Here is a 25,462-nt window from a genome sequence, read left to right as displayed (position 1 = left end):
AAGGAGGGTTTGTCATGAATCAAAGCGGCGCAGGTCCGCTCCTAACGTTCCAGGTCATCACCGATACTCACGTCACGGCGGATCCGGACCATGTCTACAACCGTCATTTCGAGCAGGCTCTGAAGGATATCGCGGCGAACGATCCGAACAGCGTCGGCATCATGCATGCCGGAGACGTGACGGACCACGGTTTTCCGCCGGAGTACGAAGAGTTTCGACGAATATGGGACCGGTGCAAAGGGGGGCTTCCCCCGTTGTATTTGACGACGGGCAACCACGACGTTGCGCTCGGCGTCTGGGATTCCCGCCTCGGGAACTTTCTGGCGGCGACTCGGATGCCGGCCGCGTATCACGATCATTGGATCGGCGGTTACCACTTTATTTTCCTCGGAACCGAGCAAGGGCTTGAGCTCTTCTGCCATCTGTCGGACGAGCAGCTTAAATGGCTGGACAAGAAACTTGGCGAGAATGCATCCCCCGGCAAGCCGGCCTTCGTCTTTCTCCATCAACCGCTCAAAAATACCACGGCCGGATCGATGGAGGAGCAGAAGTGGTACGGCGTGACGCAGGACGGCGAGCTGAAGGCGGTCTTGGCGAAGCACCGGCACGCGATCCTGTTCACCGGGCACGGCCACTGGGAGCTGGAGGCGCCCCGCAATTATTACGACGGAGAAGGCAGGCTTCCGGCCATGTTCAACGCGGCCTCGGTCGCTTATTTATGGACGGACGAGGATAAACGCAAGGAAGGCAGCCAAGGCTATTACGTCGAAGTCTACGAGGACCGCGTTCTTGTCCGGGGCAGGGATTTCGCCGCCGGCGCTTGGGTGGAGTCCGCCCGGTTTGAAGTAAGTTTTGCTTGACTTAAAGCTAGTTTGAAGTGAGATACTCTAGCTATCCATATCATTTTTTTGGAGAGCGAGGGAAACGAATGGAATATGCGAAGCTTGGGAATACCGGTCTGGACGTGTCCCGGATTTGTCTCGGCTGCATGAGCTTCGGCGTGGCGGAGAAGTGGACCCATCCGTGGGTCCTGAACGAAGAGAAGAGCCGTCCGATCATCAAGAGGGCTCTGGAGCTCGGGATTAACTTCTTCGATACGGCGAATGTTTATTCGGCCGGAACGAGCGAGGAATTCGTCGGCCGCGCGTTGAAGGATTATGCCCGCCGGGAGGAAGTCGTCATCGCGACGAAGGTGTTCTTCCGCATGCAGGAAGGGCCGAACGGGGCCGGTCTATCGCGCAAGGCCATCCTGAGCGAAATCGATAACAGCCTGAAGAGATTAGGTACGGATTACGTCGATCTCTATCAGATCCACCGATGGGACTACGGTACGCCGATCGAAGAAACGATGGAAGCCTTGCACGACGTCGTGAAGGCGGGCAAAGCCAGATACATCGGCGCTTCCGCCATGTACGCGTGGCAGTTCCAGAAGGCGCTGCACGCGGCCGAGAAGAACGGGTGGACCCGCTTCGTCTCCATGCAGAATCACCTTAACCTCATCTATCGCGAAGAGGAACGGGAGATGATGCCGCTGTGCAAGGAGGAGAAGATCGGCGTCATTCCTTACAGTCCGCTAGCTTCCGGCCGTCTGGCGCGCGATTGGACCGTGACGACGCGCCGATCCGAAACCGATCAGGCCCAGAAAATGAAGTACGGCTCCACGGAAGAAATCGATCGGTCGGTTGCGGACCGGGTTACGGCGATCGCGGAGCAACGAGGCGTTCCCCGCGCGCAAATCGCTCTTGCCTGGCTGCTGCAGAAGGAACCGGTAACGGCTCCCATTATCGGCGCGACGAGTATCGGCCAATTGGAAGAAGCGGCAGGTTCCGTTGCGGTTACATTGACGCGGGAAGAGATCGCTTCGCTGGAAGAGCCCTATGTTCCTCATCGGGTCGTCGGCGCTCTTTAAACATTGAACTATTAATCAAGCCGGCGGACTTCCGCCGGCTTGAGGCTTTTAAGAAATCAGCTTACATACAATTGGCGCCCTTGAAGTTGCGGATCGTCTCGGATGAGCCTATCTCGGACTGCATAGAGCGGCGAGGGCGCGGAGATAGTATCGAATGTGACTATCTCGGCTTGCAAGCAGAGTTGAAGAGTGCGGAGATCGTCTCGAATGAGGTCATCGTGAATGATCGTCGTTACCCGGCAATCGGATCTCTGCGCCAATTCCCCTTTTCTCGCGAGGTTGAAGCGAAAGGTTGTCACAAAATAGTTCCGCTCGTTGTCTTCCTATAGGAAACAAAATGAAGGATAAGGGAGAGATCGAAGATGGAGAACCTGCTCGTTATTAATGCGCATCCCAAATGGGATTCCGATACGTCCGTCAGTTTGCAAGTGCTTCGTCATTTTCTGGAAGCCTATAAAAGAAGGCACCCGGAATCGTCCGTCGAACAAATCGATTTATATCGGGAATACATCCCTTGCATTGACCGTACCTTTTTAAGCCTGCAGGAAAAAAAGAGGAGAGAGGAACGCTTAACGGAAGAAGAACGAACGCTCGACTCCCGAATGTCGGAACTGATGCGGCAATTTAAAAAGGCGAAAAGATACGTCATCGCCATGCCGCTTCATAACTTTAACGTTCCGTCCAAGCTGAAAGATTACATCGATAACATTCTGATCGCTAAAGAGACTTTCGCCTATACGGACAAGGGATCGGTCGGTCTGCTGAACGACGGGAGGAAATTGCTTGTCATTCAAGCGAGCGACGGAATCTATACGAACCAGGATTGGTACTCGGAAGTCGAGTTCTCCCACCAATATCTAAAATCGATGTTCAACTTTATGGGAGTCGACTATCAAATCATCCGTGCGCAAGGGAATCATTCCTTAAGCAGAGAGGAAGTATTGGGCAAGGCTTTCCAAGAAGCAGAGGCTGCGGCTTATGATTTTAACGATTATTAATGGCGTGAGAACGAGGTTTCCGACGGCGGCCGACCAACATCGGCCGCCGTCGTTTGATTTATTCTACGTATTTACGTACGGCTCGACGATTCGCCTGACTCTCTCCAGACCTTCCCACATGTCGCCCGGGCCGTCGTAGATGAGCACGTACGCGCCGTCGAATCCCGACCTTCGCGAAGCGTCCAGGCAGCGCCGGAATTCCTCCTCCTCGGGAAGCCCCGCCTCGTCATAATTGGCCTTGGCGTGCACGGATACGCTGCGCGGCGACAATAGGGCGATGTCCTCGTACTTCTTCTCTCCCGCGTAGTTGCCGAAATCGGTGATGAAGCCGACTTCCTCGCCGGTCCGCTCCAGCAGCCGGAGGGAGCTGGAGCCGGTCGAGGTGAGCGCCTTGAAATTCTCGGTGACGACGCGCACGTTGCGGTCGTCCCCATAAGAGGCAAGCTCGCCGAGTGCCGACGCGGAACGTCGGATGGCATCCTCGTCCGTCGGCGGCGCCTCCCCGGCGATGATGCGGATCCGTTTGGCGCCGCAAGCGGCGGCGACATCGATCCACCGCTTCGCAAACTCGAGATCCGCCATGGCGCGGCGCCCGTCCGTCGATGTCAGGTCTCCGTAGTCGAGCAGCAGCGTATCCAGCGAGACGCCGGCCGCGGCAAACGCTCCTCGCAATCGGGCCAAATACGCTGCCTCCGTCGAAGGAAAGTGAAAGTGGCAAATCTCGACCGCCGCAAATCCTCGCTTTGCGGCCTCCGCGGGCAGCTCAAGCAGCTCATGAACGAGTGGCTGCTCTTGAACCTGCGTCTCATGCGTACCGGAGGCCGAATTCCAGACGGTCCAGCGTAATGGACCGAGCAGTCGGTGCAGGCTCCAGGTGCTGACAGACAAGTAAGACATGAGATTATCCCTCCGGAATATAAGATGGTTAGCTCCAGCGCGTTTTCCTAAATTATACAGGATTACACGCGGATCCGGATAGCGGTTCAAACAAGGATCAAACAAGCTATCCTATCGTTTTCCCTTCGGAAATATAGTAGGAGAGAGGGGGGAAGCCGATGTGGAGCCGGATCAAGCCGAAGAGGATGTATTCCGCCGTTTTTCTCTATTCCTGCGTCGCCGTCAGCTTGCTGACCATGACGTTTACGCTGCTGCTCAGCCAGCAGTTCGCCCGTAACGCGATGAACGAAATCCATAAGGCGAACGAAGAGAAGCTGAACCAGGTCGTGCAGACCTCGGAATTCACCCTGCAGAAGCTGCGCCAGTTCGCTTTGAGAATTTATTCGGATGAGAATATCGGGCTATGGATCAACATGAACGACCGGGACGAATCCCCTCTTGCCCTGAATAAAGCGGCCGCGAGCGTGAGGGAATTTACAAGCAGCGAGCCTTTTATCGACGGCATTTATTTGATCAACTTCCAGCTCGGCCAAATCTACGCGTCGGACTCCAGCATTTATACGATGCGGGATTTCGAAGATCAACCGTTGCTGGACCGCATTCGAAATCAGAAAACGCCTTATCTGCAGTTTGCCGACCATGAGGCCAAGGGAGAGTCGCACCTGGCGCTTGTCGTTCCGGCGGCCGGGCTCCATCAGAATTACAGCGGATTCGTCGCGATCCTCTTCGACAAGCCGCTCCTTAACGAGCACATGCTGCAAATATCGGCGGAGGACCAGAACAAAATCATTGTTCAAGGCCCCAATAAGGAGTTTCTGCTGGGGAATTCGGATGCGGGGCTAACGACGGCGTTCATGGAATCGGAGAAGAAGACGGCGGAGAAGAGCTGGAGATGGGAATCCGGCCGCGAGACGTGGTCCGTTCAAACGGCGCAGCTTCCTATCGAGGGATGGATGGTTTATCATCTGTCGCCGATCTCCCTGTGGCAAACGAAGATCACGAAGATCCGGACGGAAATCATCGGTTCCTCGATCGCCTTGCTGCTCGCCCTTCTGATGTTCTTGTTCTGGCAATCCTATCGCAGCTTAAAGCCCGTAAGCGACTTGGCTCTGCAAGTGCAGAGGAGACTCGGCAAGAAGCATCCGATGGCGGAGACGGCCCATGCCAGCAGCGACTTGGAGTGGATTCACTCCGGCTTCGATCTATTGGCCGATCAGGTCGATCGGTTGGATAGGTCGATCAAGAGCAGCCAAGCGCTGGTCAAAGAGGATTTTATGCGTCAATGGATTCTTAATCCTCAGGCATCCGGCACCGTCAAAGCCTTTATCGGCAAGGAAACGAGCCTTCTTCGGACGGGCTTCCTCCGCATAGCGGTCATCCGTCTGGAATCCTACGGCCGATTCAAGGAGAACTACGACTTCGCTTCCCGGCAGCTGCTCCGCTATGCGCTCGGCAACATTACGGTCGAAGTGCTCGCGAATCGCGGCTTCGACGCGGAGACCGTCGACTTCGGCTCCGACCATCTCGCGGCGCTGATCGTCTCGTCCGCGTCCGAGGATGAGGCGGCGCGGGTCATCGAAGCGTTGGGAGAGGCGAGAGCCCAGATCGGAAGGTGGCTGAAGCTGGACCTGCAAGCGGCCGTCAGCTCCGCGATTCCTGCGGAGGATAATATGCATGCCGTTTATTCCCGGATGTACGAGCTGACGCTGATCGGCTTTATTCATGACGAGAATCGGATCTTTACCGCCGAGGATCTGGAGAAGCACCGGCTGGACGAGGACAGCGAGCCGGACGAGAAGCTGATGAAGCAGATTCTTTATGCCGTTCACCTTAAGAACGAAGAGGCTCTGAAGAACGGCCTGGACCGGCTTGCCCTGCAGATGCAGTCGCTAAGCTATGAGGAGTGCAAGCTGCAGCTGACGCACCTGATTTATTCGATTATGAAAAGCTTCAAGGACGATAAGGCGTTCCGCGGGATGAGTAGCATTCATGCCTTCCTGGACCGGTTCGCGACGATAGGAGAGGTGAACTCCTGGCTTTACGGGGAGCTGCTGCAGATCATGGACCGTCACCGCAGGAAGAGTGCCGCAAGCCGCAAGGACGAGGTCGCCGCCGAGATGATCGAATACGTGCGCAACCATCTTCACAACCCGATGCTGTCCGTGGACGATATCGCCGCGCACGTGGCCGTCTCCGTGAATTACGCCCGGCAGATCTTCAAGGAGCGCTTCCAGTGCTCCTTATCCGATTATATAACGGGCCAACGGATCGAGTACGCGATCAAGCTGCTGACGACGACCGACTTGACCGTCGCCGATATAACCGAACAGTCCGGTTTTCAAACCAAGAGCACCTTCTATTCGCTGTTCAAACGGGCAACCGGGATGACGCCGAACCAATACCGCTCCGAGAATGCGCAGGCCAAAGCGTAGAAATCCGTACTTCGGACGGCGGGAAAACGAATACCGGCCCCATCGGTAACATCCGAACCGATCGGTAGATCCCGGACTGTACGGAACGGGGGCGACGCAAGTATGCTCATACCGAATCGGAATGCCGGGCCGCATCCGGCCGCCGCCCGGGGATCGAACAGGAGGGGTATGCGAATGAAGGGAAGAAGCAGAAGAGGTCTTGCGTCCATGGTCGTAACGCTTATGCTTGCGGGAATGCTGGCTGCCTGCAGCTCGAACGGCAACGGGCCGTCCGCGTCCGGCGAATCGCCGCAGGCCGACGGGAACGGGAAGCCGAATCCGGTCACGCTTAAGATCCTATTCCCCGGAGATCCGCCGGCGAACTGGGACGAAGTGAAGAAGGAGATGGAGAACCGTCTGGCGGATTCGCTCAACGTGAAGCTGAACGTCGTGTTTATCCCATGGTCGGACGTGCAGCAGAAGCGCCAGGTCGCCCTGTCGTCCGCGGAAGACTACGATCTGATCTGGGACAACAACCCGGTGCAGAATATTGCCGCCGGCCTTTATGAACCGCTGGATGAGCGGATCGAGAAATTCGGGCCGGACATCAAGGCGAACCGCTCGACGGAGCTAATGGAAGCCAACAAAGTAAACGGCAGCCTGTACGCGGTTCCGCTCGAGGTCAATTTCATCCGCCCCTGGACGTTCGTCATTCGCAAGGATATCCGGGAGAAGCTCGGCGTCCAGCCGATCAAGAGCTATCAAGAGCTGATCGACTTCATGTATCTGGTGAAGGAGAAGGCGCCCGACATCACGCCTTACATTCCCAACGGGACCGAGCATATCGGCCTGCGTCTCGCCGGCATGCTCGATCCGAAAGCCAACCTGGCGGCCGTCCTGAACTATCCCGGGCTGTACACCAAAGGGAACGACGGCAAGGTGTACAACATTTTCGACGATATGGATCCCCTGATCCTGCAAAATTTCGAGCAGAATCACAAGCTGTACCAAGATGGTGTCCTCGCCAAGGATGCCCTTACGCTGAAAAATACCGAGTTCGCCAAAGGCAAAGCCGCCGTCTCCACGTTCAACGACTTCGGCATTAACCTGAGCACCCGTACCGCGCTTGAGAAGTCGGTTCCAGGAGCTTCCGCGGAAGCGTTCTCCCTGTACGATCCAAGCTTGAAGCTGAGCTCAACTTACAAAGCCGGCAATTTTATCGCCGTTCCGGTCGTCAGCAAAAACAAGGATCGAGCGGTTCAATTCCTTAATTGGCTGAACCGGAAAGAGAATTACGATCTTCTCGCCTACGGAATCGAGGGCAAGAACTGGGAGGACGCGGGCGAAGGCCTTTATAAGCCGATCAGCGAGAACCCGTATGCGGGCGTTCCGTTCGCCTGGGGCTGGAATCCGAAGCTGGACCGCATCGACGCCAGCCTGCCCGAGGAGGTCATCGCGCTGAACAAGTGGCAGAGGGATTCGAGCAACTTCACGAAGGATATTCTGGCGGGCTTCACGTTCGATCCGAGCCCGGTCGCGAATGAGATCGCGAACTTGAACAACGCGGGCACGGAGTTCTACAACCCGATCGTGATGGGGCTGGCGGAGCCGAACGAAGGCTTGGCCGTGTTTAAGGAGAAGGCCTACGACAACGTAAAGAAAGTCCAGGCGGAATATCAGAAGCAGCTGGACGAATTCCTGGGGAGAGCTTGATCGGGATGAGCATTCTGAAGGAGCTTGGGAAGAACAAATGGCTTTACGCAATGACGCTTCCCGTCGTTGTCTACGTGTTTATTTTCTCCTACGTGCCGATGTCCGCCCATCTCCTCGCCTTCAAGCGGTTTATCCCGGTCAAAGGGCTCTGGGGAAGCGAATGGGTCGGTCTCGACAATCTCAAGTTCTTCTTCGCCGGCCCGGACTGGCTGGGGGTGACGCTTAACACGATTTACTTGAATCTCCTGTTCATCGTTGCGGGTACGGCCAGCTCCTTATGCATCGCGCTGCTGCTGAACGAAATCCGTCATTCTTTATTCAAGAAGGTCTCGCAATCGCTCGTCATCCTGCCGCACTTCATCTCCATCGTCGTCGTGAACCTGATCGTCATCAACTTCTTTAACGGCCAGGACGGCACGATCAATCTTATGTTGAAGGAGTTCGGGCTGCCGACGGTCTCGTGGTTCCAAACGCCGGACGTTTGGCCTTGGCTGCTGACGATTATCTTCGTCTGGAAAGGAGCGGGGTGGGGATCGATCATCTATCTGGCCACCTTGACGGGGTTCTCCGAGGAGTATTACGAGAGCGCTAGAATCGACGGGGCCAAGCGGTGGCAGCAGATCTGGCACATCACGCTGCCGCTGCTCAGGCCGACGATCATCATGCTGACGCTGCTTGCGCTCGGACGCATTTTCTACGGGGATTTCGGGTTGATCTACGGCATCATCGGGGACAACTCGCTGCTCTTCGATTCCACGGACGTCATCGACACCTATACGTACCGTTCCTTGCGGTCCACGAACATGAACAGCTACAGCAATGCCGCGGCCGTCGCCTTGTTCCAATCGGTCATGGGGCTGATCGCCATTCTGTTCTTCAATTGGACGGTCCGGCGGGTCGACAACGATTCGAAGCTGTTCTAGGAAGGAGGCGGTCTTGTGCGGGTGAGATCGAAGGATAAGTCGCAGCTCGCCGTGTCCGTGAAAACGAAGGATAAATCCCAATACGCCGTGTCCGTTGCGGCCTATCTCTTCATCGGCGGGTTCGCGCTGATCTGTTTGGTTCCTTTCTGGCTGATGTATATCGGGTCGTTCACGGCGGAGAGCCAGATCGTCCAAGGCTTCCGCCTGTTCCCGACGGAATTCTCGCTCGATTCCTACCGCTTCTTGTTTCAAGGCAGCCAGGTCTATACCAGCGGCTTCGTTTCGATTGCAATCACGGTCGCGGGCACGGTCGCGGCCGTGCTGATCACGGCCATGTTCGCCTACGTCACGGCCCATCCGAAGGTCAAATACCGGTATATCCTCTCCTTCTACATCTACTTCACGATGCTTTTCCCCCCGGGACTGGTCGGCTATTATCTGCTCATCTCCAATTGGCTGCACCTGAGGGATTCGCTCCTGGCGCTGCTGCTGCCGCTCTTGTTCTCCGCCTTCAACGCCTTCCTGATGACCTCGTACTTCCGCACCCTTCCGTTCGAATTGAACGAGGCGGCGACCGTGGACGGCGCGCACGAGCTGTATATTTTCTTCCGGATCATCTGGCCCCTGTCCATGCCGGTTATCGCGACGATCGCCTTGTTCTATGCGCTCTCCTATTGGAACGACTGGTTCAATGCCCTCATGTTCATCGACGATCCGCAGCGCCATCCGCTGCAGATGATGCTTCGCAGAATCGTGTCCAATTCGCAGAATCTGGACTACTTGAATTCGAATATCAACATCCCCGTCGCGGCGACGGGCGTTCAGCTCTCGACGGTCGTCATTACGATCGGGCCGATCGTGTTTCTGTACCCTTTTCTGCAGCGTTACTTTATCAAAGGGATGACCATCGGAGCCGTTAAGGGATAAGGGGGAGTCGGCATGTCTGCTTCTGCTTCCGGGAAAGGTGCGGATTTATGGGCAAATCTGGCGGAGCGGGACGCTTCCTACGATCCGGAGGTTCGCCTGCTGGTTCGGCCGATGACGAAGACGTACCATACCTCGTTCCGCCAGGAGACCCAACCTTATGCGCACTGTCTCTACTCCTCCGCCGTTTATGCGCTTGAGCTGCTGGACAGCGGGATTCCCGAGAATCAGGCTCGGGCGGAGGATATTTTAGGCGCGATCCTGCCCATGCAGGATAAGAATCCGGACCGTCCGACCTGCGGCATCTGGCCCTACTTCCATGAAGAGCCGCTGGAGAGGATGCGGGAGCCGGATTGGAACTACGCCGACTTCATCGGCAAGAAGCTCGTTCTGGCTCTTAAACGCCACGGAGACCGGCTAAGGAGCCCGGCGCTGAAACGAGAAATGGCGGAAGCCATCGAGCTCGCTTGCCATGCGATTCGCAAACGGGATGTCGGTCCGGCCTACACGAACATTGCGGTCATGGGGGCTTTCGTGACGCTCGTCGGCGGCGAGGTCATCGGGCAGATGAGCTATGTGGAATACGGGCGGAATCGGCTGAAGCGGCTCTATGATTATACGCTGCGGCTCGGCACCTTCGTCGAATTCAACAGTCCGACCTATACCGCGATCGCGATCGAGGAGCTTAACCACATCCATGCGGAGACCGGCGATCCCGAATCGATCCGGCTATCGGAGCGGCTGCTTTACCTGGCGTGGAAAATGGCGGCCGAGCGTTATCACCCGCGCACGAAGGAGTGGGCGGGACCCCACAGCCGCGCGTATTCCGTCATGCTGGACCGAAGCGGCGCGGAGAACGCCCTGCGGCGGTGGGGAGAGGAGGAAGAGAACGACGATCCGGAGCCGGAGGCCGTTCGCTGCCCGGAAGAGCTGCGCTCTTACTTTCGTACGGAGGAGGAACGTTGCTTCCGTTGTCCCATTCTCGACGAAGAAGAGACGGGGTATCAGAGCTATGCCACCACCTATATGACGGAAGAATACTGCCTGGGCTCCTTTTCCAAGGACATGATGTGGCACCAGCGCCGGAACTTGATCGCTTACGTCGATAATGGCGGCAAGCCGGCTTACGTGCTGCTGCGCTTCTTGAAAGACGGCAAGGATTTCTCCTCCGCCGTCTTCACGGGCGTGCAGGACAAGAGCGATATCGTGTTCGGGATCAACATGGCGCTGGATTACGGGGATTGGCACCCGGTGCTCGATCCCGCGAACGGCGTCTTCGAGGCCGACGACATTCGAATCCGCCTCGAGATCGGCGGCAACGTCCGCGGGGTGGATGTTCGTTTAGGCGACGAGGCCGGGTTCGATGCCAGCGCAGCGATCGGGGATCAGACGTTGAGGGTGAAGCGGCTTGCTTCCTGCTCGGATAAAGGGATTCCGCGGATGGCGGTCGCGAGATCGGAGAAGCAAGGGACGATCGGCATCGATTATGTCATCTATTCGGGACCTCGGGAACGGTTCGATCTTCGGACATGGGAACAGGCGGCATGGGCGATCTTGTTCACGCTGTCGCCCAGAGCGGAAGAGCTGCAGGCCGGAAGCGACTTCCGCGAAGGGCGCTTATCCGCCCGGTGCGAGAAAGACGGGCGAATGATGGGCATCCGCATTCCCGCGAAGCCGGATCGCCTCGAGCGGTTGTACCGGTACAATGAAGTCTCGTTCATGGAGGAGGCGTAGCGAATGGCTTATGCGAATAAGCGGGCCTGCGAAGAGGCGGCCGGCCGTATCGTCGCCTGCATGCTGAAGGGACGGCCCGGCGACTGGGGGATGGATATCGACAGCTGGGATTGGAATCCCGGCGTGTCGCTGATCGCGCTGCTCGACCATGCGGAATGCACGCGGAATTCGGAGCTTCTGGAGGAGGTGATCCGTTGGACGGAGCGCAACCGGCTTCGGGCCGATCGGCACAGGGCGGTAAACGCCATGGCTCCGTTTGCGATCTATCCCGGCTTGTATGAGCGGACGGGCGACTCTTATTTTATGCAGCATGCCGTTGAGATCGGGGATTGGATGCTGACGGAAGCGCCAAGGACGAAGATCGGCGCCTTCGAGCATACGGTAACGGAGTCGGAGGAGTTCGCGGAGCAGGTATGGGCGGACACGGTGTTCATGGCCGTGCTGTTTCTCGCCCGTCTTGCAAGAGCAACGGCGAACAAGAAGTACGGGGAAGAGGCGCTGCTCCAGCTCCGGCTTCATTATCGGCTGCTGCAGGACGAGGAGACCGGCGTGCTGTTCCATGGATGGGATTGCGCCAGGAACAACCCCATGTCGGCGGCTCGCTGGGGGAGAGCCAACGCGTGGATCGCGCTCGCCACGCCTTGGATCCTGGAAGAGCTGGACGGCATGGCGGTTGCTTCGAAGGAAGCCGCGGCTTTTCTTGTCGAGCGTTGCCGCGTATTGCTTCAGGGGCTGAAGAGTTGCCAATCGGAGAACGGACTGTGGCCGGTCGTCGTCAACCGGCCGGAGTTCCGTCCGGAGATGTCCGGCAGCGCGGGGATCGCCTGCGGCTTCGTCAAGGCCGCCAAGCTGGGCTGGGTCGGCGCGGATTATCGCGCGGCCGCGGACCTTACGCTTGAACGACTGCTGGGTGCCATTGATGTCGACGGCTGCGTTGGCGGCGTGTCGGGAGGGACGCCCGTCCTGCCGACCGAAGAGGCCTACAACGCGTTCGAGGTTCGGCCGACGCTGTACGGGCAAGGGCTGGCGCTCCTTCTGCTGAACGAATATTTGCGCGGGCAGGAGGTGATGAAAATGTAAGCGTTTACGATTCGGAATGACTGTCCCTACGTGTCCATGATTGTCAATGAGGAGGGTTACTATGGGCAAAAGGAATTCATGGCGCCCGGGCGATGTCTTTACACGACTTCTGGCCGTCCTGCTGGCAACGGCTCTCGTCTCTATCCCCATCCCTGCCGAAGAAACCTTCGCCGAGGGCACGCCGCTGCGAACCGGCAACTATTACAGCAGCCCGGCGCCGGATGGAGGCAATTCCCCCGACAGAAGCGCAACCGGCCTGATCTCGTCGGAGAACGGCGTGCTTCTGGACGGCTTGACGACGACCTATGCCGGTTGGATGGGGAGCGCGACCTCCAAGGGAACGATACAGGTCGTGTTCGACCTGTTGAAGGATTATCCGCTGGACAGCATCAATCTCGTCTTGAATTCGCCCAACATGTATTGGGGATTTAAGGAGCTTACGGTCAAGTACCGCGCCGAATCGACGACGGATTATTACTATATCGCGGGCAAGCATATCAAGTCCGGAACCGCTTTGACTTATTCGGTCAACCTGCCGATGAACGACAAGACGGCCCGATTTATCGTTATCGATATCAAACGCTCGCATGCCTATCAGCATATCCCCCTTACGGAGGTTCAGATTTATAAAGGCGTAGGAGAGGAAGGGCAGAATCCGGCTCCCGCCTTGACCGTAGAGCAAATGCAGGCCGAGCTTGGGAAAGACGCCATGATGGTGGATAAATACGGACAATGGATCTACGAGACTTGGCCGGGCAAGGTCGTCTCCGACGAGCAGCTGCGCCAGGAATACGCGGCCGAGGCAAGCGCGCTGGAGGGAGTATCGTTAAACCGCAGCAAGTATGACCAGTACGGCGGGATCAAAAGCGGGGGACGGTACGAGGACACCGGATTTTTCCGCCTCGAGCAAATCGATAACAAGTGGTGGTTCGTCACGCCGGACGGCTATAAGTTTTTCCTGAAGGGCGTGGACGCGACGAGTCTATGGGAGTGGGGGTACGGGACGCCTTACCTCAAAGCGGACGGCACGCCAAGGAGGGTGTTCGAGGAACTCCCCGATTCGAGCGCCTACGCCCCCGCCTACGCCAACGATTCCAATGGCGAGAGGGTCAGCTTCGTCGTGGCCAACGTCATGAGAAAATACGGCGGCGAATTCGAAGCGAAGTGGGAGGAGATGACCAAGAAGAGATTGATCGATTGGGGGTTCAACGCGTTCAGCAAGTGGACCAAACCGAGACATATCGAGAAGTTCCCCTATATCCAGGTCCTTCAGGATCCGACCAGCCTGAGAAGAATTCAATGGACGTACGACGTGTTCGATCCGCAGGCGGAATCCATTATCGACAGCGCATTAAGCCCTCAGCTGCAGAGGGCGAGCAATGATCGGTGGCTGATCGGCTACACTTACGATAATGAGGCCGGCTGGACGGCCGATATCGTGAAGGAAGTGTTGACCTACGACTCGGCTTCGGCGGCGAAAGGCGCTTTTGTCGATTTTATGGCGCCAAGATACGGCAACGACCTCACGGCCGTCAACCAGCTTCTCGGCACGAGCGCCGAATCGTTCGACGCTTTGAAGAACGCGCCGATCGCGATCGCGAACGTACCGGCGGCGGACGTATCGGACTATATCAAGCTGGCGTCCCGAACGTACTTCTCGACGGTTCGCAAGGTGATCGAGAAATACGACACGAACCATTTGTTCCTGGGCTCCTCCGTCGTTCCCACCTGGCGGACCAGCCTGGACTGGGATTCGGCCGCCATGGATTACGTGGACGCTTTCTCCGTAGATAACTATACGAAGAATGCGGGTTATCTGTCCCGGTATGAAGCGTTCGGCAAGCCCCTGCTGAATCTGGAATTCACGTTCAGCTCCAGCGGGCGCGGGCTGTCTCCCGTCAATGCGGACACGAACGTACCGAGCATAGCGGACAGAGGCGCGGCCTTCGAAGCCTTCGTCGAGGGCCAGGCGGCGCATCCGTTGTTCGTCGGTTCGGGCTGGTTCTCGTATTACGATCAGTCGGTTACCGGACGCAAAGGCGGCGAGAACTTCAACATCGGATTGGTCAACCAGCAGGACCAGCCTTATACGGATATGGTCAACGTCATGAAGACGGTCAACGCGAGGCTGGAAGCCGTTCACGAGAACGGGGGCTGAAGCGGATTGGAACGGAAAGCTCGGCTTGGACATGAGGCCGACCGGAATTGACGGGTCGGCCTCTTTACCAGGTGGATAAAAATACCTGTTGCGAATCCGGCGTTCCCTATGGTATATTCTAATTCCGGTTGCGAGATTACGAGCGCCGGATCAAGTAGAGTCGGATACATACTATTCCCTGATAGCTCAGTCGGTAGAGCACTCGACTGTTAATCGAGTTGTCACAGGTTCGAGTCCTGTTCGGGGAGCCAGATGGAGAGATACCCAAGTGGCTCAAGGGGACCCTCTGCTAAGGGGTTAGACTGCGCAAGCGGTGCGAGGGTTCGAATCCCTCTCTCTCCGCCAAGAGGCACCTGTGGCCCGTTGGTCAAGCGGTTAAGACACCTCCCTTTCACGGAGGTAACAGGGGTTCGATTCCCCTACGGGTCACCACAAGTTCATGGAGGCTTAGCTCAGCTGGGAGAGCATCTGCCTTACAAGCAGAGGGTCGGGGGTTCGATCCCCTCAGCCTCCACCATATGCAACAAGCAACATCCTTCGCGGAGCCGTGGTGTAGAGGCCTAACATGCCTGCCTGTCACGCAGGAGACCGCGGGTTCGAATCCCGTCGGCTCCGCCACCCAACAACATACGCGGAAATAGCTCAGTGGTAGAGCATCTCGTTGCCAACGAGAAGGTCGCGGGTTCGAATCCCGTTTTCCGCTCCATAAGCGAATTCGAAGGAGCCTTGATAGGCTTTTTTTTTATTTTTAACAAAGGCTAATTTAGCGCTAAAAAAATCGGCAACCGAGGACCTTTCAATCTCGGTCTAAGGCTGCCGTTGCTTGCTTCTATCTGATCGTTGCCTGGCTGGCGGTCGGCTCTTCGGTCAGGAATAGGCGACCCGGAAGCCCATGTTGCCGGTGGAGCTGTCGGGCGTGTTCGAGCTTCGGGCGGCGACCCGGTACCGATTGCAATAAGAGCGGTGGCATAAGTAGGAGCCTCCGCGCGTGGAACGCCTGCCCGTCGGCTGCTCGAACCGCGGATTCTCCGATGCCGTCTTGGAGTGGTATTGCGGACTGAACCAATCCTCGCACCATTCCCATACGTTTCCTGCCATGTTATACAACCCGTACCCATTAGGCTTGTAGGCATTCACGGGAGCGGTGCCTACATAGCCGTCGCTGGCATTGTTCTTGGTCGGGAACTTTCCTTGCCAGATGTTGCACATATGTTCGCCGTCCTGTTTAAGGAGATCGCCCCACGGATAAGTTTTGCGATCGAGCCCGCCTCTAGCGGCGTATTCCCATTCCGCTTCGCTCGGCAGGCGTTGGCCTGTCCAACGGCAATAGGCCTGCGCGTCGTTCCAGGAGACGTGAACGACCGGATGATCCATGCGTTCGAGAATGTTGGAATCGGGTCCTTCGGGCTTCGACCAGGAGGCTCCGTGAACGACATACCACCAAGGAGTCGCTTGCGCAACGTTGTTCACCTGCTGTTTCGTCTCTTCGGAGACGAACAGATGGAAGACGTAAGACCAGCCGAATTTCTCGGCTTCGGTCACATAGCCGGTAGCGTCGACGAATCGCCGGAATTGCTCGTTCGTTACCGCATGCGGAGAAATATAGAAAGGGGAAACCTTGATAAGACGGACCGGACCTTCGCCGTCGGAAGGGAATCCCTCCTTCGTATCCGTGCCCATATAGAATTCGCCGCCGTCCAGCTTGATCAATCCCTCCGTAGGCGTCGCATTCTCAGTAGAAGAGACTGCGTGGATAGAATGTTCCGAGGAATCGCTCGATGAATCTTCGTTTCGGCTTGCGGAACAGCAGCAAGCTTTAGGGGGTTGATACTCCATGCCGATAAGCTCCTTCCTCTAGTACGTTCAGGTTCGCTATCAAATAGTATATCATTTTTGTTCCATGGAGCTATGGAATAATCGGAGAGGCCCCCCGCCGGGGAGGCCATATTGGTAAGCGCAATTAACAATTGACGCTATAACGCTACGGGAGCAGTCCCAATCTTGCATATTGCTCCGGAGGAGCATCGTTCTCCTTCATCAATCGGATCAATAGCCGCTCGAACCGGCTTTCCAGTTCCTTGTCTGCCAGAGGCGCGATCTGCCCGGGATCGTTAACGACGTCGAACAGCAGAGTGCCGAACCGATGAGCGCCGTGGGACATGTCGGGTCGAGCTTTTATTTTCATTACGCTGCAGCCTTTCGTGAACGAGAAGGGCTCCGCCAAGGCTAAGGTTCGAAGCTCCTCGGGAGCGAAGCGGCTTCGCATATGCGTCGGCATCAGCGTATATTCGTACAGCGGCGAATTGTCCGGAGCCTGAGGCGCTCTCATATAGACATAACGGCCGTCCGTGCAGTTGACGTGACCGCCGTGGATGCCGAAGAGGAGACCCTCCCGGGTCGCGCGGTCGTTCTCGATGACCGGCTTCAAGCTACTCCCCTGCATGTCCTTCGGAATCTCGACCTGGAAAAATTCGAGCAGCGTCGGAGCAAGGTCAACGGTCGAGACGAGCGCATCCCGGCGCTCGCCCCGCACGCCAAGCCTCGGATCCCACACGAATAGCGGAATGTGCGCGACTTCCTCGTAGAAAGGCATGATGCACTTGGCCCACCAATCGTGCTCGCCAAGAAGGAATCCATGGTCCGTGTTGACGATCAGCATCGTATCCTTCCACAGATCGTGCTTGTCCATCGTATCGAGCACTTGGCCCAAGTAATGGTCGCACATGGTGAGCAAGGCTGCGTATAACGAGCGAACATGCTCTACGTAGGGCCTCTCGCGCTCGTCTACCGATTGATAAGTCGGCCAATCGAACGCGGGACCGGACGTCTTGCGAGGATACAGCGATTGGTATTCCTCTAGCGTGAAGAACGGTTCGTGTGGATCGAACGTCTCGATCTGGAGGAACCAGTTGTCTTCGTCCTTGTTCTTCTCGATGAATTCGAGTCCGAGCTCGAACGTTCGAGCTTGCGGCATGTCCTCTTGGCGCCGGATGTACTTCCGGTTAATGAGATCCTGGCGCTTGGATTGACCGAGATGCTCGGGCACCTCCGGATCCTGGACTTCGCCCTTCCATGGATCGCCTTCCTGCCCTCTGATAAGCTCATGAGAGCTGTATCGCGTATGGTAAGTTCCGCCGCCGTCTTCCCAATAATGCTGGTGATCCGTCACCAAGTGCGAGTAGACGCCGTTCTCCTTCAGAAGCTCCGGCATCGAATCGTCGAACGGCTCGATCGGGCTCCAGCTTCGATGGAGGAAGTTGTGACGTCCCGTATGAAGCTCTCGGCGAGCCGGCATGCAAGCCATGCTGCCGACGTACGCCGTATCGAAAGTGACCGTTCGGGCCGCCAACCTCTCGAAATTAGGAGCCTTGGTCCAATCGCAGCCGTAATTCGGCAAGAATAATCGATTCAACGAATCGAACATGACCATAATGGCCTTCATGACCGTTTACACTCCCTTGTATGCGAAAATGCGCAATAATTCTACTGATCGATATTTATATTAACCAAATAAAATAAAGAGGTACATGTCGATAAACGATATATTCATGTTATAATACGAACTGTATATCCATCAAGGAAGGGGGGCATCATGCGATGTTGAAGAGCGATGGTGCGATTGACAATCTTCGCTATATGATCGGCCGGTTATCGAATGAATACGTCATCCGGTTGCACGGAAGCTTCCGCTTCCCCGTCTATCCCGGATGGAAGAGCGGCCTGCAGGTTCAAGAGGATATGCATATCCTGTACGTTCGGGGAGGAGAAGGGCGGTATACGATGGAAGACGGGACCGTCATCCCGCTGCGCCGGGGAAGCCTCGCGTTCATCAGCGACAGGTACCCATACTGGTCCAGTCATGAACTGGACAATCCGCTTGTCATCCACGGACTCCGATTCGGTCTTTATCGCCGCGATAACGAACGGGAGACGTTCCGAGCCCCGTCGCCATTCTATTGCTATGTCAAGGTGCCCGACCATCGTTATTACGATACGCTGACTTATCACATTCATAGTCTCTATCACGGAGATTACGAGCCGGACATCAAGCTGACAGCTTCGGTAAGCGTGCAGCAGATTCTAAATGAATTGTATCTGATGCTGCTGCGCAAGAACGTCGGTTCGGAGAAGTTCGAGTCCAAGGTGCAGCTGGCCAAGCAGTATATCGAAGAGCGATTGGACGAGAAAATCAGCATTCGCGACGTCGCCGACCACGTCGGCATGTCCGTTCGTTATTTGCAGAAGCTGTTCAAGTCCGAGGTCGGCTATTCGCCTAAGGAATATCATCTGTCCGCGCAGATGGACAAAGCCCATCGGGATCTGGAACAGTCGGGCCAAACCGTCACGCAAGTCGCGGAACGACTTGGCTACAGCGATGCGTTCGCCTTCTCCCATCAATTCAAAAAACACTTCGGCTTTCCGCCGCTATCCGTCATAAATAGGAGTCCGAAATGAAGAGCATCTACGGGAAGGGGTCGAGAGTGAAGGAGGGGAGTTTAGGCAAGAGGATTGGATAATGGAAGAAGAAGGCAAGCCGTCTCGACAATGCCTTCTTCCGCGACCTTCTATTTAAACCAACCCTTCTCCTTAAACCTCGTGATCGCTTCGATCCGGTTGCTGACGTTCAGCTTGTCGAGGATGACGGAGATGTAGTTGCGGACCGTGCCCGTAGTGATATAGAGCTTGCTCGCGATTTCCTTGGTGTTCTTGCCGTCGGCGATAAGGCCGAGAACCTCTACCTCGCGATCGGTTAAGGGATTGTCCGTGCCGTAGGCTTCGTCGACGAGCTCCGGCGCATAGATCCGCCTTCCGGCCATGACGCTGCGGATGGAGTCGGCCAGCTCTTCGCTGGGGCTGTCCTTCAGCATGTAGCCGCTCACTCCGGCTTTGAGCGCCCTTTCGAAATAGCCGGACCGGGCGAACGTGGTCAGAATAATGACCTTGCAGCCGCATCCTTTGATTTCCTCCGCGACGTCCAAGCCGCTCTTGCCGGGCATTTCGATATCCATGATGCAGACGTCCGGTTTGTGAAGATGGATAAGCGACAACGCCTCTTCGCCGTTGCCCGCACGGCCGACGACCTGCATATCCTCTTCCAGATCCAGCAAGGAGGCGAGCGCGCCCAGCAGCATCCGTTGGTCTTCCGCGATGACGATTCGAATCATCCTTGTTCGCCTCCCGCTTGGCTTTGATTAAATACGATAGGCACCTGCATGATGAGAGTCAAGCCCTGGCCGGATTGAAGCTCCAAGGTGCCGTTCACGAACTCCAGCCGCTCCCTTATGCCGCGAATTCCGCTGCCCCTGAAGGCGAAGAGGTTCCCTTGGACGCCGGAGCCGTTATCTTGGACGACGATCGTCAGATGGTTGGCGCTCCGCTCGATGCGGATCCGGCAACTCGTCGCCTTGCTGTGCTTCACCACGTTGGTCACCGCTTCTTTGAGACACATGCTCAGCACGTTTTCCGTCAGCAGCGGAACGGCCGTTATGTCGTCGTCGCTCTCGATGCGAGCTTCGATCCGGGCGGCGTTCAAGATCTGCCTGACATGATGAATCTCGTCCTCGAGCTTGGTTCCCCGCATCTCGGTGACGATCTCCCGGACCTCCTTCAGCGCGACCCGGGCCGTCTGCTGGACCTCTTTCATCTCCATTCTGGCCTGATCCGGGTTGGAGTGGGCGAGCTTCCCCGCCAGATCGCTCTTGAGTCCGATGAGAGAAAGCTTCTGTCCGAGGGTGTCGTGCAAGTCCCGCGCGATCCGCTGCCGCTCCTCCATGACCATCAGCTCGGAGATCCTCTTGTTCGCGTCCTCCAGCTGATCTTCCAGCTTGCCCTGCTTGTTGCGGTTATAGATGTTGAACGGAAGCAGGATGACGACCAGAAGGTTGATAAAAATAAACGGGAACTGCGTGATAAACACCGGCTTGGAGGAGGCGAGACCGTAATTCATCGTGACGAAGGTGCTCACCAAGTGGATGACGTACATCGTCAGGAATCCGGCGCGATTCCCGATATTGCCTATAAAGTATGCGAGAAACAACGCAAAATAGACATAATCGAACCATAAGGACATGATGATGGTAATCAAGAGCTGCACGCTGGTCCAGAAATAAACCTTCCAGCCCTTGGAGATGAACGCGAGCCGATAACAGATAAAAAACAGAACCACCAGGATAATGCCGGTAACGACCTGGGGAGTGTGGGAAGAGCGGAAAATAAAATAGAACGGCAGGATGCAGAAAACGAGCCAAACGTAAGGGTTAAGGCCCGTATTCCTCTGGAAAATGTGGTACCACTTGTTCAACTTCGTCCTCCTGCGGCGCTCCGACTTCCTTCTATCATAGCATATCGGCCTAGCCGGCTCGAGCGTCCTTGAAGCGAACGAATCGCCGGTTTCTCTCGTCCCACAACTTGAAGCGAAGCGATTCCAGGCTCGTGCGAAGGGTAATCGTCGTTGCCCTCTGAAGCGGAGGAGTCGCGTTATGCGCTTCTTCGAGACGATAGTTCGGCACCTTGGGGCTCAGGTGATGGACGTGATGGAAGCCGATATTGCCCGTCAACCACTGCAGCAGCTTCGGAAGCTTGTAATAGGAACTGCCTTCTACGGCCGCTTGGACGTAGCTCCACTCGTCCTCCTTCTCGAAATACGATTCCTCGAATTGATGCTGCACGTAGAACAGCCAGATGCCCATCGCGCCGGACAACCAGAAGATCGGGACTTGGACCAGAAGGAAAGCCTGCCAGCCGACGAGCCAGATCAGCAAGGCGTACAAGGCGGCGATCAAGAGATTGGTGACGTGCGTATTGATTCTTTCTTTGCGCTTCGCCCCGCGGCGATTGAACCGATAGAGCAGCAAGAAAACATAAACGGGACCAAGGCCGAACATGACGAGGGGATTGCGATAGATGCGGTATTGAAGCTTCTTCCGGAAGGAAGCGGCGTTGTATTCTTCTACGGTAAGAATCCAAATGTCCCCTATGCCTCGTTTGTCGAGATTGCTGCTCGTGGCGTGATGGACGGAATGGCTGTATTTCCACTGTTCGTAGGGAGTAAGGGTGATAGCCCCGGCGATGGTTCCGATGATTTTGTTCGCTTTGCGATTCTTGAAGAACGATTGATGGCAGCAGTCGTGGAAAATGATAAAGGTACGGATCACGAAGCCGGCGGCGATCGCTCCTAGCGCCAAGGAGAGAACGTAAGAGACGGACAGGCTCAAGTAGGAGCCGTACCAGAGCAAAACCAGCGGCACAAAGGAGGTAAACAGCTGCTTGACGCTTTTTTTCGGATCGATATTTTCAAATGGGGTAACGTCCTTCTTCAATTGCATTTGCTTCGTAATGCTCATCCTTCGGACCCTCCAATGGCAACATGGCTAGCGTTTATACCATTGTAGGCAATGGAAGCGGAGGGATGTAGTCATAAGTGTCATGTGGGGATATGACAAATGTCATGTCCATTCTCGGTTGAACTGCTTGCGGTAACGGAGCGGGGACACCCCCAGCTTGCGCTTGAAGCACGCCGAGAAATAGGGAGCGTACCGGAATCCGACCTCGTCGGCGATTCGTTCGATCGGCCATTCGGTGGAGACGAGAAGCCTCTTCGCCCGTTCCAAGCGGAATTCGAGCAAGTAATGGCTGGGCGTCGCTCCGTATTTCTTCTTCATGCTGCGAACGATATAGTTCGGGTGGAAATGCAACGCTTCCGCCAGCGTCTCGTTCGTGATGTCCTCCCGGTAATGGTGCTGGATGTAAGCGGCGGCCCTCTCGGCCAGGCGGTTGCCCGGCTTGCCGTTGTCTCCCGATCTTGCCTTCTCCAGCAAGGCGAGGAGCTGCGCGAGCAGACTCTGCTCCTCCCAGAAAGAATCGCCGACGGGCAGCTCCAAGAGCTGCCGCATCAGATCGAACGCGATGTCGGGAGCGGGAAGCGCGATCTGCTTGGGGACTCGAACCGCATGCGGGTTGGCGAAGGGGGAATTCACGACGCTTCCTTCCGCCCTTGGGAAGCGCGCTCCCTGCTGCCAGGCGGAATGCTCGAAGTGAACCCAATAGAACGTCGTCTGGGTCTCGCAGGGCTTGACCGAATAATGCTCGCCGTCCGGCATCAGCAATAAGGCGTCTCCTAGGCCAAGCGTCCATTCCCGGCCGTTCTCCCCGATATGCAGCTCGCCCTCGGCCACGATCAACAGATCGAACAGGCCGAGGTTTCTCCGGTTCGGATGGCGGTCGCCGGCTTGGAAGTCCGAACGGCCGGATTCCCAATAGTAGGGAAGGGGTGGCGTCTGCAGTTCGATGATGGTATCCTCGCTCAAGATTTTCTCACGTCCAACTGTGTTGTTTTTTATAGAAAAAAGTTCAATCCGTTTCTGTCCGGCCTTGCAGAAAAAGCATATACTCGAACGTGATGAGAGTCAATTTTTATCGTTTCGAGGGGGATTATTATGCGGAATACGCAGATTCATATTCAAGACGACTTCTGGAACGAATACTCGGAGCTCGTCCGCCGAACGGTTATCCCTTATCAATGGGAAGCCCTGAACGACCGGATCGAGGATGCCGAGCCGAGCCATTCCATCAAGAACTTCCGGATTGCCGCCGGCTTGGAGGAAGGGGAATTCGGCGGTTGGATTTTCCAGGATAGCGATCTCTACAAGTGGTTGGAGGCGGTCGCTTATTCGCTGCGCCGGCATCCGGATCCGGGCCTCGAGAAAATCGCCGACGAAGCGATCGACCTGATCGGGCAAGCTCAGCATGAGAACGGGTATCTGAATACCTACTTCACGATCCGGGAGCCCGGCAAGGAGTGGACGAATCTCTACGAAGCCCATGAGCTCTATTGCGCCGGCCATTTGTTCGAGGCGGCCGTGGCCTATTACCAAGCGACGGGCAAGCGCAAGCTGCTCGATATCTCCTGCCGTTTCGCCGACCTGATCGACAGCTTGTTCGGAACGAAGCCCGGGCAGATGAAGGCGTATTGCGGCCATCCGGAGGTCGAATTGGCGCTGATCAAGCTGTACTCGGTCACCGGGGAAGAGCGTTATCTGAACCTGAGCCTGTACTTCATCGACGAGCGCGGAAGCCGGCCGAATTATTATTTCGAGGAATGGGAACGCCGCGGCCGGACGAACATCTGGGCTCAGGGAGAACCTAATCTCGAGGTTTACCAGAGCCATCTTCCCGTACGGGAGCAGCCGGTCGCCGTCGGGCATTCCGTTCGGGCCGTCTACCTGTACACGGCGATGGCCGACCTCGCCAGGCTGACCGGGGACGCCAAGCTGCGCGAAGCCTGCGAGCGGCTATGGGCGAATACGACCGGCAAGCAGATGTACATTACCGGGGGAATCGGCGCGACGCACTTGGGAGAAGCGTTCACCTTCGATTACGATCTTCCCAACGACACCGTTTATGCGGAGACGTGCGCCTCGATCGGCTTGATTTTCTGGGCGCGGCGGATGCTGCAGCTGGAAGCGAAGAGCGAATACGCGGACGTGATGGAGCGGGCCCTGTACAACAACGTGCTCGGAAGCATGGCGAAGGACGGGAAGCACTTCTTCTACGTGAACCCGCTCGAGGTGTGGCCGGAGGCCAGCGCCAAAAATCCGGACAGGTTCCACGTCAAGCCGGTCCGGCAGAAGTGGTTCGGCTGCTCCTGCTGCCCGCCGAACGTCGCTCGCTTGATCGGATCGCTGAACGACTACATTTACGACGTTTCCGAGGACGGCCGGACGGTGTACGCCCATCTGTTCATCGGGAGCGAACTTTCGTTCGAGGCGGCCGGCCGGGCGGTCAAGCTAAGCCAGAAGTCGGAGCTTCCGTGGAACGGCCGGGTGGAATTCTCCGTAGCGGTTCCCGAATGCGGCGATGGGGTCTCGTTCGAGCTGGCCCTGCGGGTGCCGAATTGGTTCCAAGAGGGACGCCCGGCGCTGAAGGTGAACGGAGAGGCCGTGGATTACAGAGTGGAAAAAGGGTATGCGAAGGTAGAACGCCTCTGGGGAGACGGCGATACGGTCGAATGGCTTCTGCCGATCGAGACGAAGCTGATCGCCGCCCATCCTCGGATCCGCGCGGACGCGGGCAGAGCCGCGATTCAGCGTGGGCCGCTCGTCTACTGCGTGGAGGAGGCCGATAACGGCAAGCCGCTCTCCTCGCTCTCCTTGGCGGAGGAGCCGCGCTTGGCCGAACGGGCGGTCTCCGATCTTCTCGGAGGCTGCGTCGTTATCGAAGGGAACGGAGTCGTCGCCGAGAATTCCGGATGGGAAGAAGATCGTCCGTACCGTCCTTTGAACAAGCGGAGCAAAGAGGTTCGCTTCAAGGCGATTCCGTATTACTTGTGGGGCAACCGCGAGCCTGGCGAAATGAGCGTTTGGCTAAGGTATTGATTCGAGGGGGGAGACTCAAGAGATGCTGGATTTCTCCGCCGAACGCGGAATCGTTCCGCAATCGAAGGGATCCGCGCCGATCAAGTCGATGAGCCTGTAATTTGCGCAAAAACGAATGAAATTTGCGGACAAGAATTGGCCGGTCAGCGAAAGCTGATCGGCTATTTTGCGTTCATTTTTATGGGAAGGGCGAATGTGGCGAATGTTGAGAAGAAATAGGGCTCGCTAAGGCATTATTTGGAACGGCGACTATGAAAAATCACTGAAATATTCAAGCCTCGTGTAGATATTTGGCGCAAATATTTGTTTGGATAACACAAGGTAAAGGCTTTCAAATTCAAT

At 56.5% G+C, this 25,462-nt stretch carries 19 protein-coding genes and 6 tRNA genes; 18 read left to right on the top strand and 7 right to left on the bottom strand.

Annotated elements, in window-relative coordinates:
- Window positions 1-14 precede the first annotated feature (14 nt).
- From H7B67_RS10365 to H7B67_RS10355, 3 genes are all read left to right on the top strand, one after another.
- Entirely contained in the window at window positions 15-860 is an 846-nt protein-coding gene (locus H7B67_RS10365; protein ID WP_185119750.1) for a metallophosphoesterase family protein, read from the top strand.
- Between the two features lie 68 nt (window positions 861-928).
- Window positions 929-1,909, top strand: coding sequence for an aldo/keto reductase (locus H7B67_RS10360; RefSeq protein ID WP_185119749.1), 981 nt, complete (start codon window positions 929-931; stop codon window positions 1,907-1,909).
- A gap of 362 nt (window positions 1,910-2,271) precedes the next feature.
- On the top strand, window positions 2,272-2,907 hold the full coding sequence (locus tag H7B67_RS10355; protein WP_185119748.1) for an FMN-dependent NADH-azoreductase: 636 nt from the start codon (window positions 2,272-2,274) through the stop codon (window positions 2,905-2,907).
- Window positions 2,908-2,970: 63 nt separating this feature from the next.
- On the opposite strand, the gene H7B67_RS10350 is transcribed toward H7B67_RS10355, so the two are convergent.
- A complete protein-coding gene (locus H7B67_RS10350) occupies window positions 2,971-3,804 on the bottom strand; it encodes a sugar phosphate isomerase/epimerase family protein (protein WP_185119747.1) in 834 nt (277 codons plus the stop codon).
- A 158-nt stretch (window positions 3,805-3,962) separates the two neighbouring features.
- On the opposite strand from H7B67_RS10350, the gene H7B67_RS10345 reads away from it, so the two are divergent.
- The 13 genes from H7B67_RS10345 (at window position 3,963) to H7B67_RS10285 (ending at window position 15,453) form a co-directional block, all read left to right on the top strand.
- Window positions 3,963-6,236, top strand: a complete 2,274-nt coding sequence (locus H7B67_RS10345) for an AraC family transcriptional regulator (RefSeq protein WP_185119746.1) — start codon at window positions 3,963-3,965, stop codon at window positions 6,234-6,236.
- Window positions 6,237-6,410: 174 nt separating this feature from the next.
- On the top strand, window positions 6,411-7,928 hold the full coding sequence (locus H7B67_RS10340; protein WP_245363274.1) for an extracellular solute-binding protein: 1,518 nt from the start codon (window positions 6,411-6,413) through the stop codon (window positions 7,926-7,928).
- 5 nt (window positions 7,929-7,933) lie between these two features.
- Window positions 7,934-8,851 carry an ABC transporter permease gene (locus H7B67_RS10335; protein WP_185119744.1) on the top strand — a complete coding sequence of 306 codons (918 nt, stop codon included), beginning with the start codon at window positions 7,934-7,936 and terminating at the stop codon, window positions 8,849-8,851.
- A gap of 15 nt (window positions 8,852-8,866) precedes the next feature.
- Entirely contained in the window at window positions 8,867-9,778 is a 912-nt protein-coding gene (locus tag H7B67_RS10330; protein WP_342592410.1) for a carbohydrate ABC transporter permease, read from the top strand.
- 12 nt (window positions 9,779-9,790) lie between these two features.
- On the top strand, window positions 9,791-11,509 hold the full coding sequence (locus H7B67_RS10325; RefSeq protein WP_185119743.1) for a hypothetical protein: 1,719 nt from the start codon (window positions 9,791-9,793) through the stop codon (window positions 11,507-11,509).
- A gap of 3 nt (window positions 11,510-11,512) precedes the next feature.
- Window positions 11,513-12,589, top strand: coding sequence for a glycoside hydrolase family 88/105 protein (locus tag H7B67_RS10320; RefSeq protein WP_185119742.1), 1,077 nt, complete (start codon window positions 11,513-11,515; stop codon window positions 12,587-12,589).
- Window positions 12,590-12,650: 61 nt separating this feature from the next.
- Window positions 12,651-14,747, top strand: a complete 2,097-nt coding sequence (locus H7B67_RS10315) for a hypothetical protein (RefSeq protein WP_185119741.1) — start codon at window positions 12,651-12,653, stop codon at window positions 14,745-14,747.
- A gap of 175 nt (window positions 14,748-14,922) precedes the next feature.
- Window positions 14,923-14,998 (top strand) — tRNA-Asn (locus H7B67_RS10310).
- A gap of 3 nt (window positions 14,999-15,001) precedes the next feature.
- A tRNA-Ser gene (locus tag H7B67_RS10305) sits at window positions 15,002-15,092 on the top strand.
- A 12-nt stretch (window positions 15,093-15,104) separates the two neighbouring features.
- Window positions 15,105-15,179, top strand: a tRNA-Glu gene (locus tag H7B67_RS10300).
- A 9-nt stretch (window positions 15,180-15,188) separates the two neighbouring features.
- Window positions 15,189-15,264 (top strand) — tRNA-Val (locus H7B67_RS10295).
- A 24-nt stretch (window positions 15,265-15,288) separates the two neighbouring features.
- A tRNA-Asp gene (locus H7B67_RS10290) sits at window positions 15,289-15,365 on the top strand.
- A 13-nt stretch (window positions 15,366-15,378) separates the two neighbouring features.
- Window positions 15,379-15,453: transfer RNA gene (locus H7B67_RS10285), tRNA-Gly, on the top strand.
- Between the two features lie 161 nt (window positions 15,454-15,614).
- Here H7B67_RS10285 and H7B67_RS10280 read toward each other — a convergent pair.
- Together H7B67_RS10280 and H7B67_RS10275 are read right to left on the bottom strand one after the other, a co-directional pair.
- On the bottom strand, window positions 15,615-16,589 hold the full coding sequence (locus H7B67_RS10280) for a formylglycine-generating enzyme family protein (protein WP_483417625.1): 975 nt from the start codon (window positions 16,587-16,589) through the stop codon (window positions 15,615-15,617).
- A gap of 139 nt (window positions 16,590-16,728) precedes the next feature.
- Window positions 16,729-18,189, bottom strand: coding sequence for a sulfatase (locus H7B67_RS10275; RefSeq protein WP_185119739.1), 1,461 nt, complete (start codon window positions 18,187-18,189; stop codon window positions 16,729-16,731).
- Between the two features lie 155 nt (window positions 18,190-18,344).
- Here H7B67_RS10275 and H7B67_RS10270 point away from each other — a divergent pair, with 155 nt between their 5' ends.
- Window positions 18,345-19,202: an AraC family transcriptional regulator gene (locus tag H7B67_RS10270; protein WP_185119738.1), complete on the top strand. Its 858-nt coding sequence runs from the start codon at window positions 18,345-18,347 to the stop codon at window positions 19,200-19,202.
- Window positions 19,203-19,312: 110 nt separating this feature from the next.
- Here the strand turns inward: H7B67_RS10270 and H7B67_RS10265 are convergent, their stop codons facing one another.
- The 4 genes from H7B67_RS10265 to H7B67_RS10250 form a co-directional block, all read right to left on the bottom strand.
- The gene (locus H7B67_RS10265) at window positions 19,313-19,912 is read right to left on the bottom strand and encodes a response regulator transcription factor (RefSeq protein WP_185119737.1); all 600 of its coding nucleotides are present in this window, start codon (window positions 19,910-19,912) and stop codon (window positions 19,313-19,315) included.
- Window positions 19,909-21,048 (bottom strand): sensor histidine kinase, encoded by a 1,140-nt coding sequence (locus H7B67_RS10260; RefSeq protein WP_185119736.1) that lies wholly within the window; start codon window positions 21,046-21,048, stop codon window positions 19,909-19,911. Before H7B67_RS10260 ends, H7B67_RS10265 begins: the two co-directional genes overlap by 4 nt.
- A 49-nt stretch (window positions 21,049-21,097) precedes the next feature.
- The gene (desA, locus tag H7B67_RS10255) at window positions 21,098-22,090 is read right to left on the bottom strand and encodes a Delta(5) desaturase DesA (protein ID WP_185119735.1); all 993 of its coding nucleotides are present in this window, start codon (window positions 22,088-22,090) and stop codon (window positions 21,098-21,100) included.
- Window positions 22,091-22,192: 102 nt separating this feature from the next.
- Window positions 22,193-23,053 carry an AraC family transcriptional regulator gene (locus H7B67_RS10250; protein ID WP_185119734.1) on the bottom strand — a complete coding sequence of 287 codons (861 nt, stop codon included), beginning with the start codon at window positions 23,051-23,053 and terminating at the stop codon, window positions 22,193-22,195.
- Window positions 23,054-23,182: 129 nt separating this feature from the next.
- Between H7B67_RS10250 and H7B67_RS10245 the strand changes: the two genes are divergently transcribed.
- Entirely contained in the window at window positions 23,183-25,120 is a 1,938-nt protein-coding gene (locus tag H7B67_RS10245; RefSeq protein WP_185119733.1) for a glycoside hydrolase family 127 protein, read from the top strand.
- Window positions 25,121-25,462: the final 342 nt, after the last annotated feature.

It is taken from the genome of Cohnella thailandensis, assembly GCF_014212135.1.
GTDB lineage: Bacteria > Bacillota > Bacilli > Paenibacillales > Paenibacillaceae > Cohnella > Cohnella thailandensis.
This window is presented reverse-complemented; position numbering and strand designations above follow the sequence as displayed.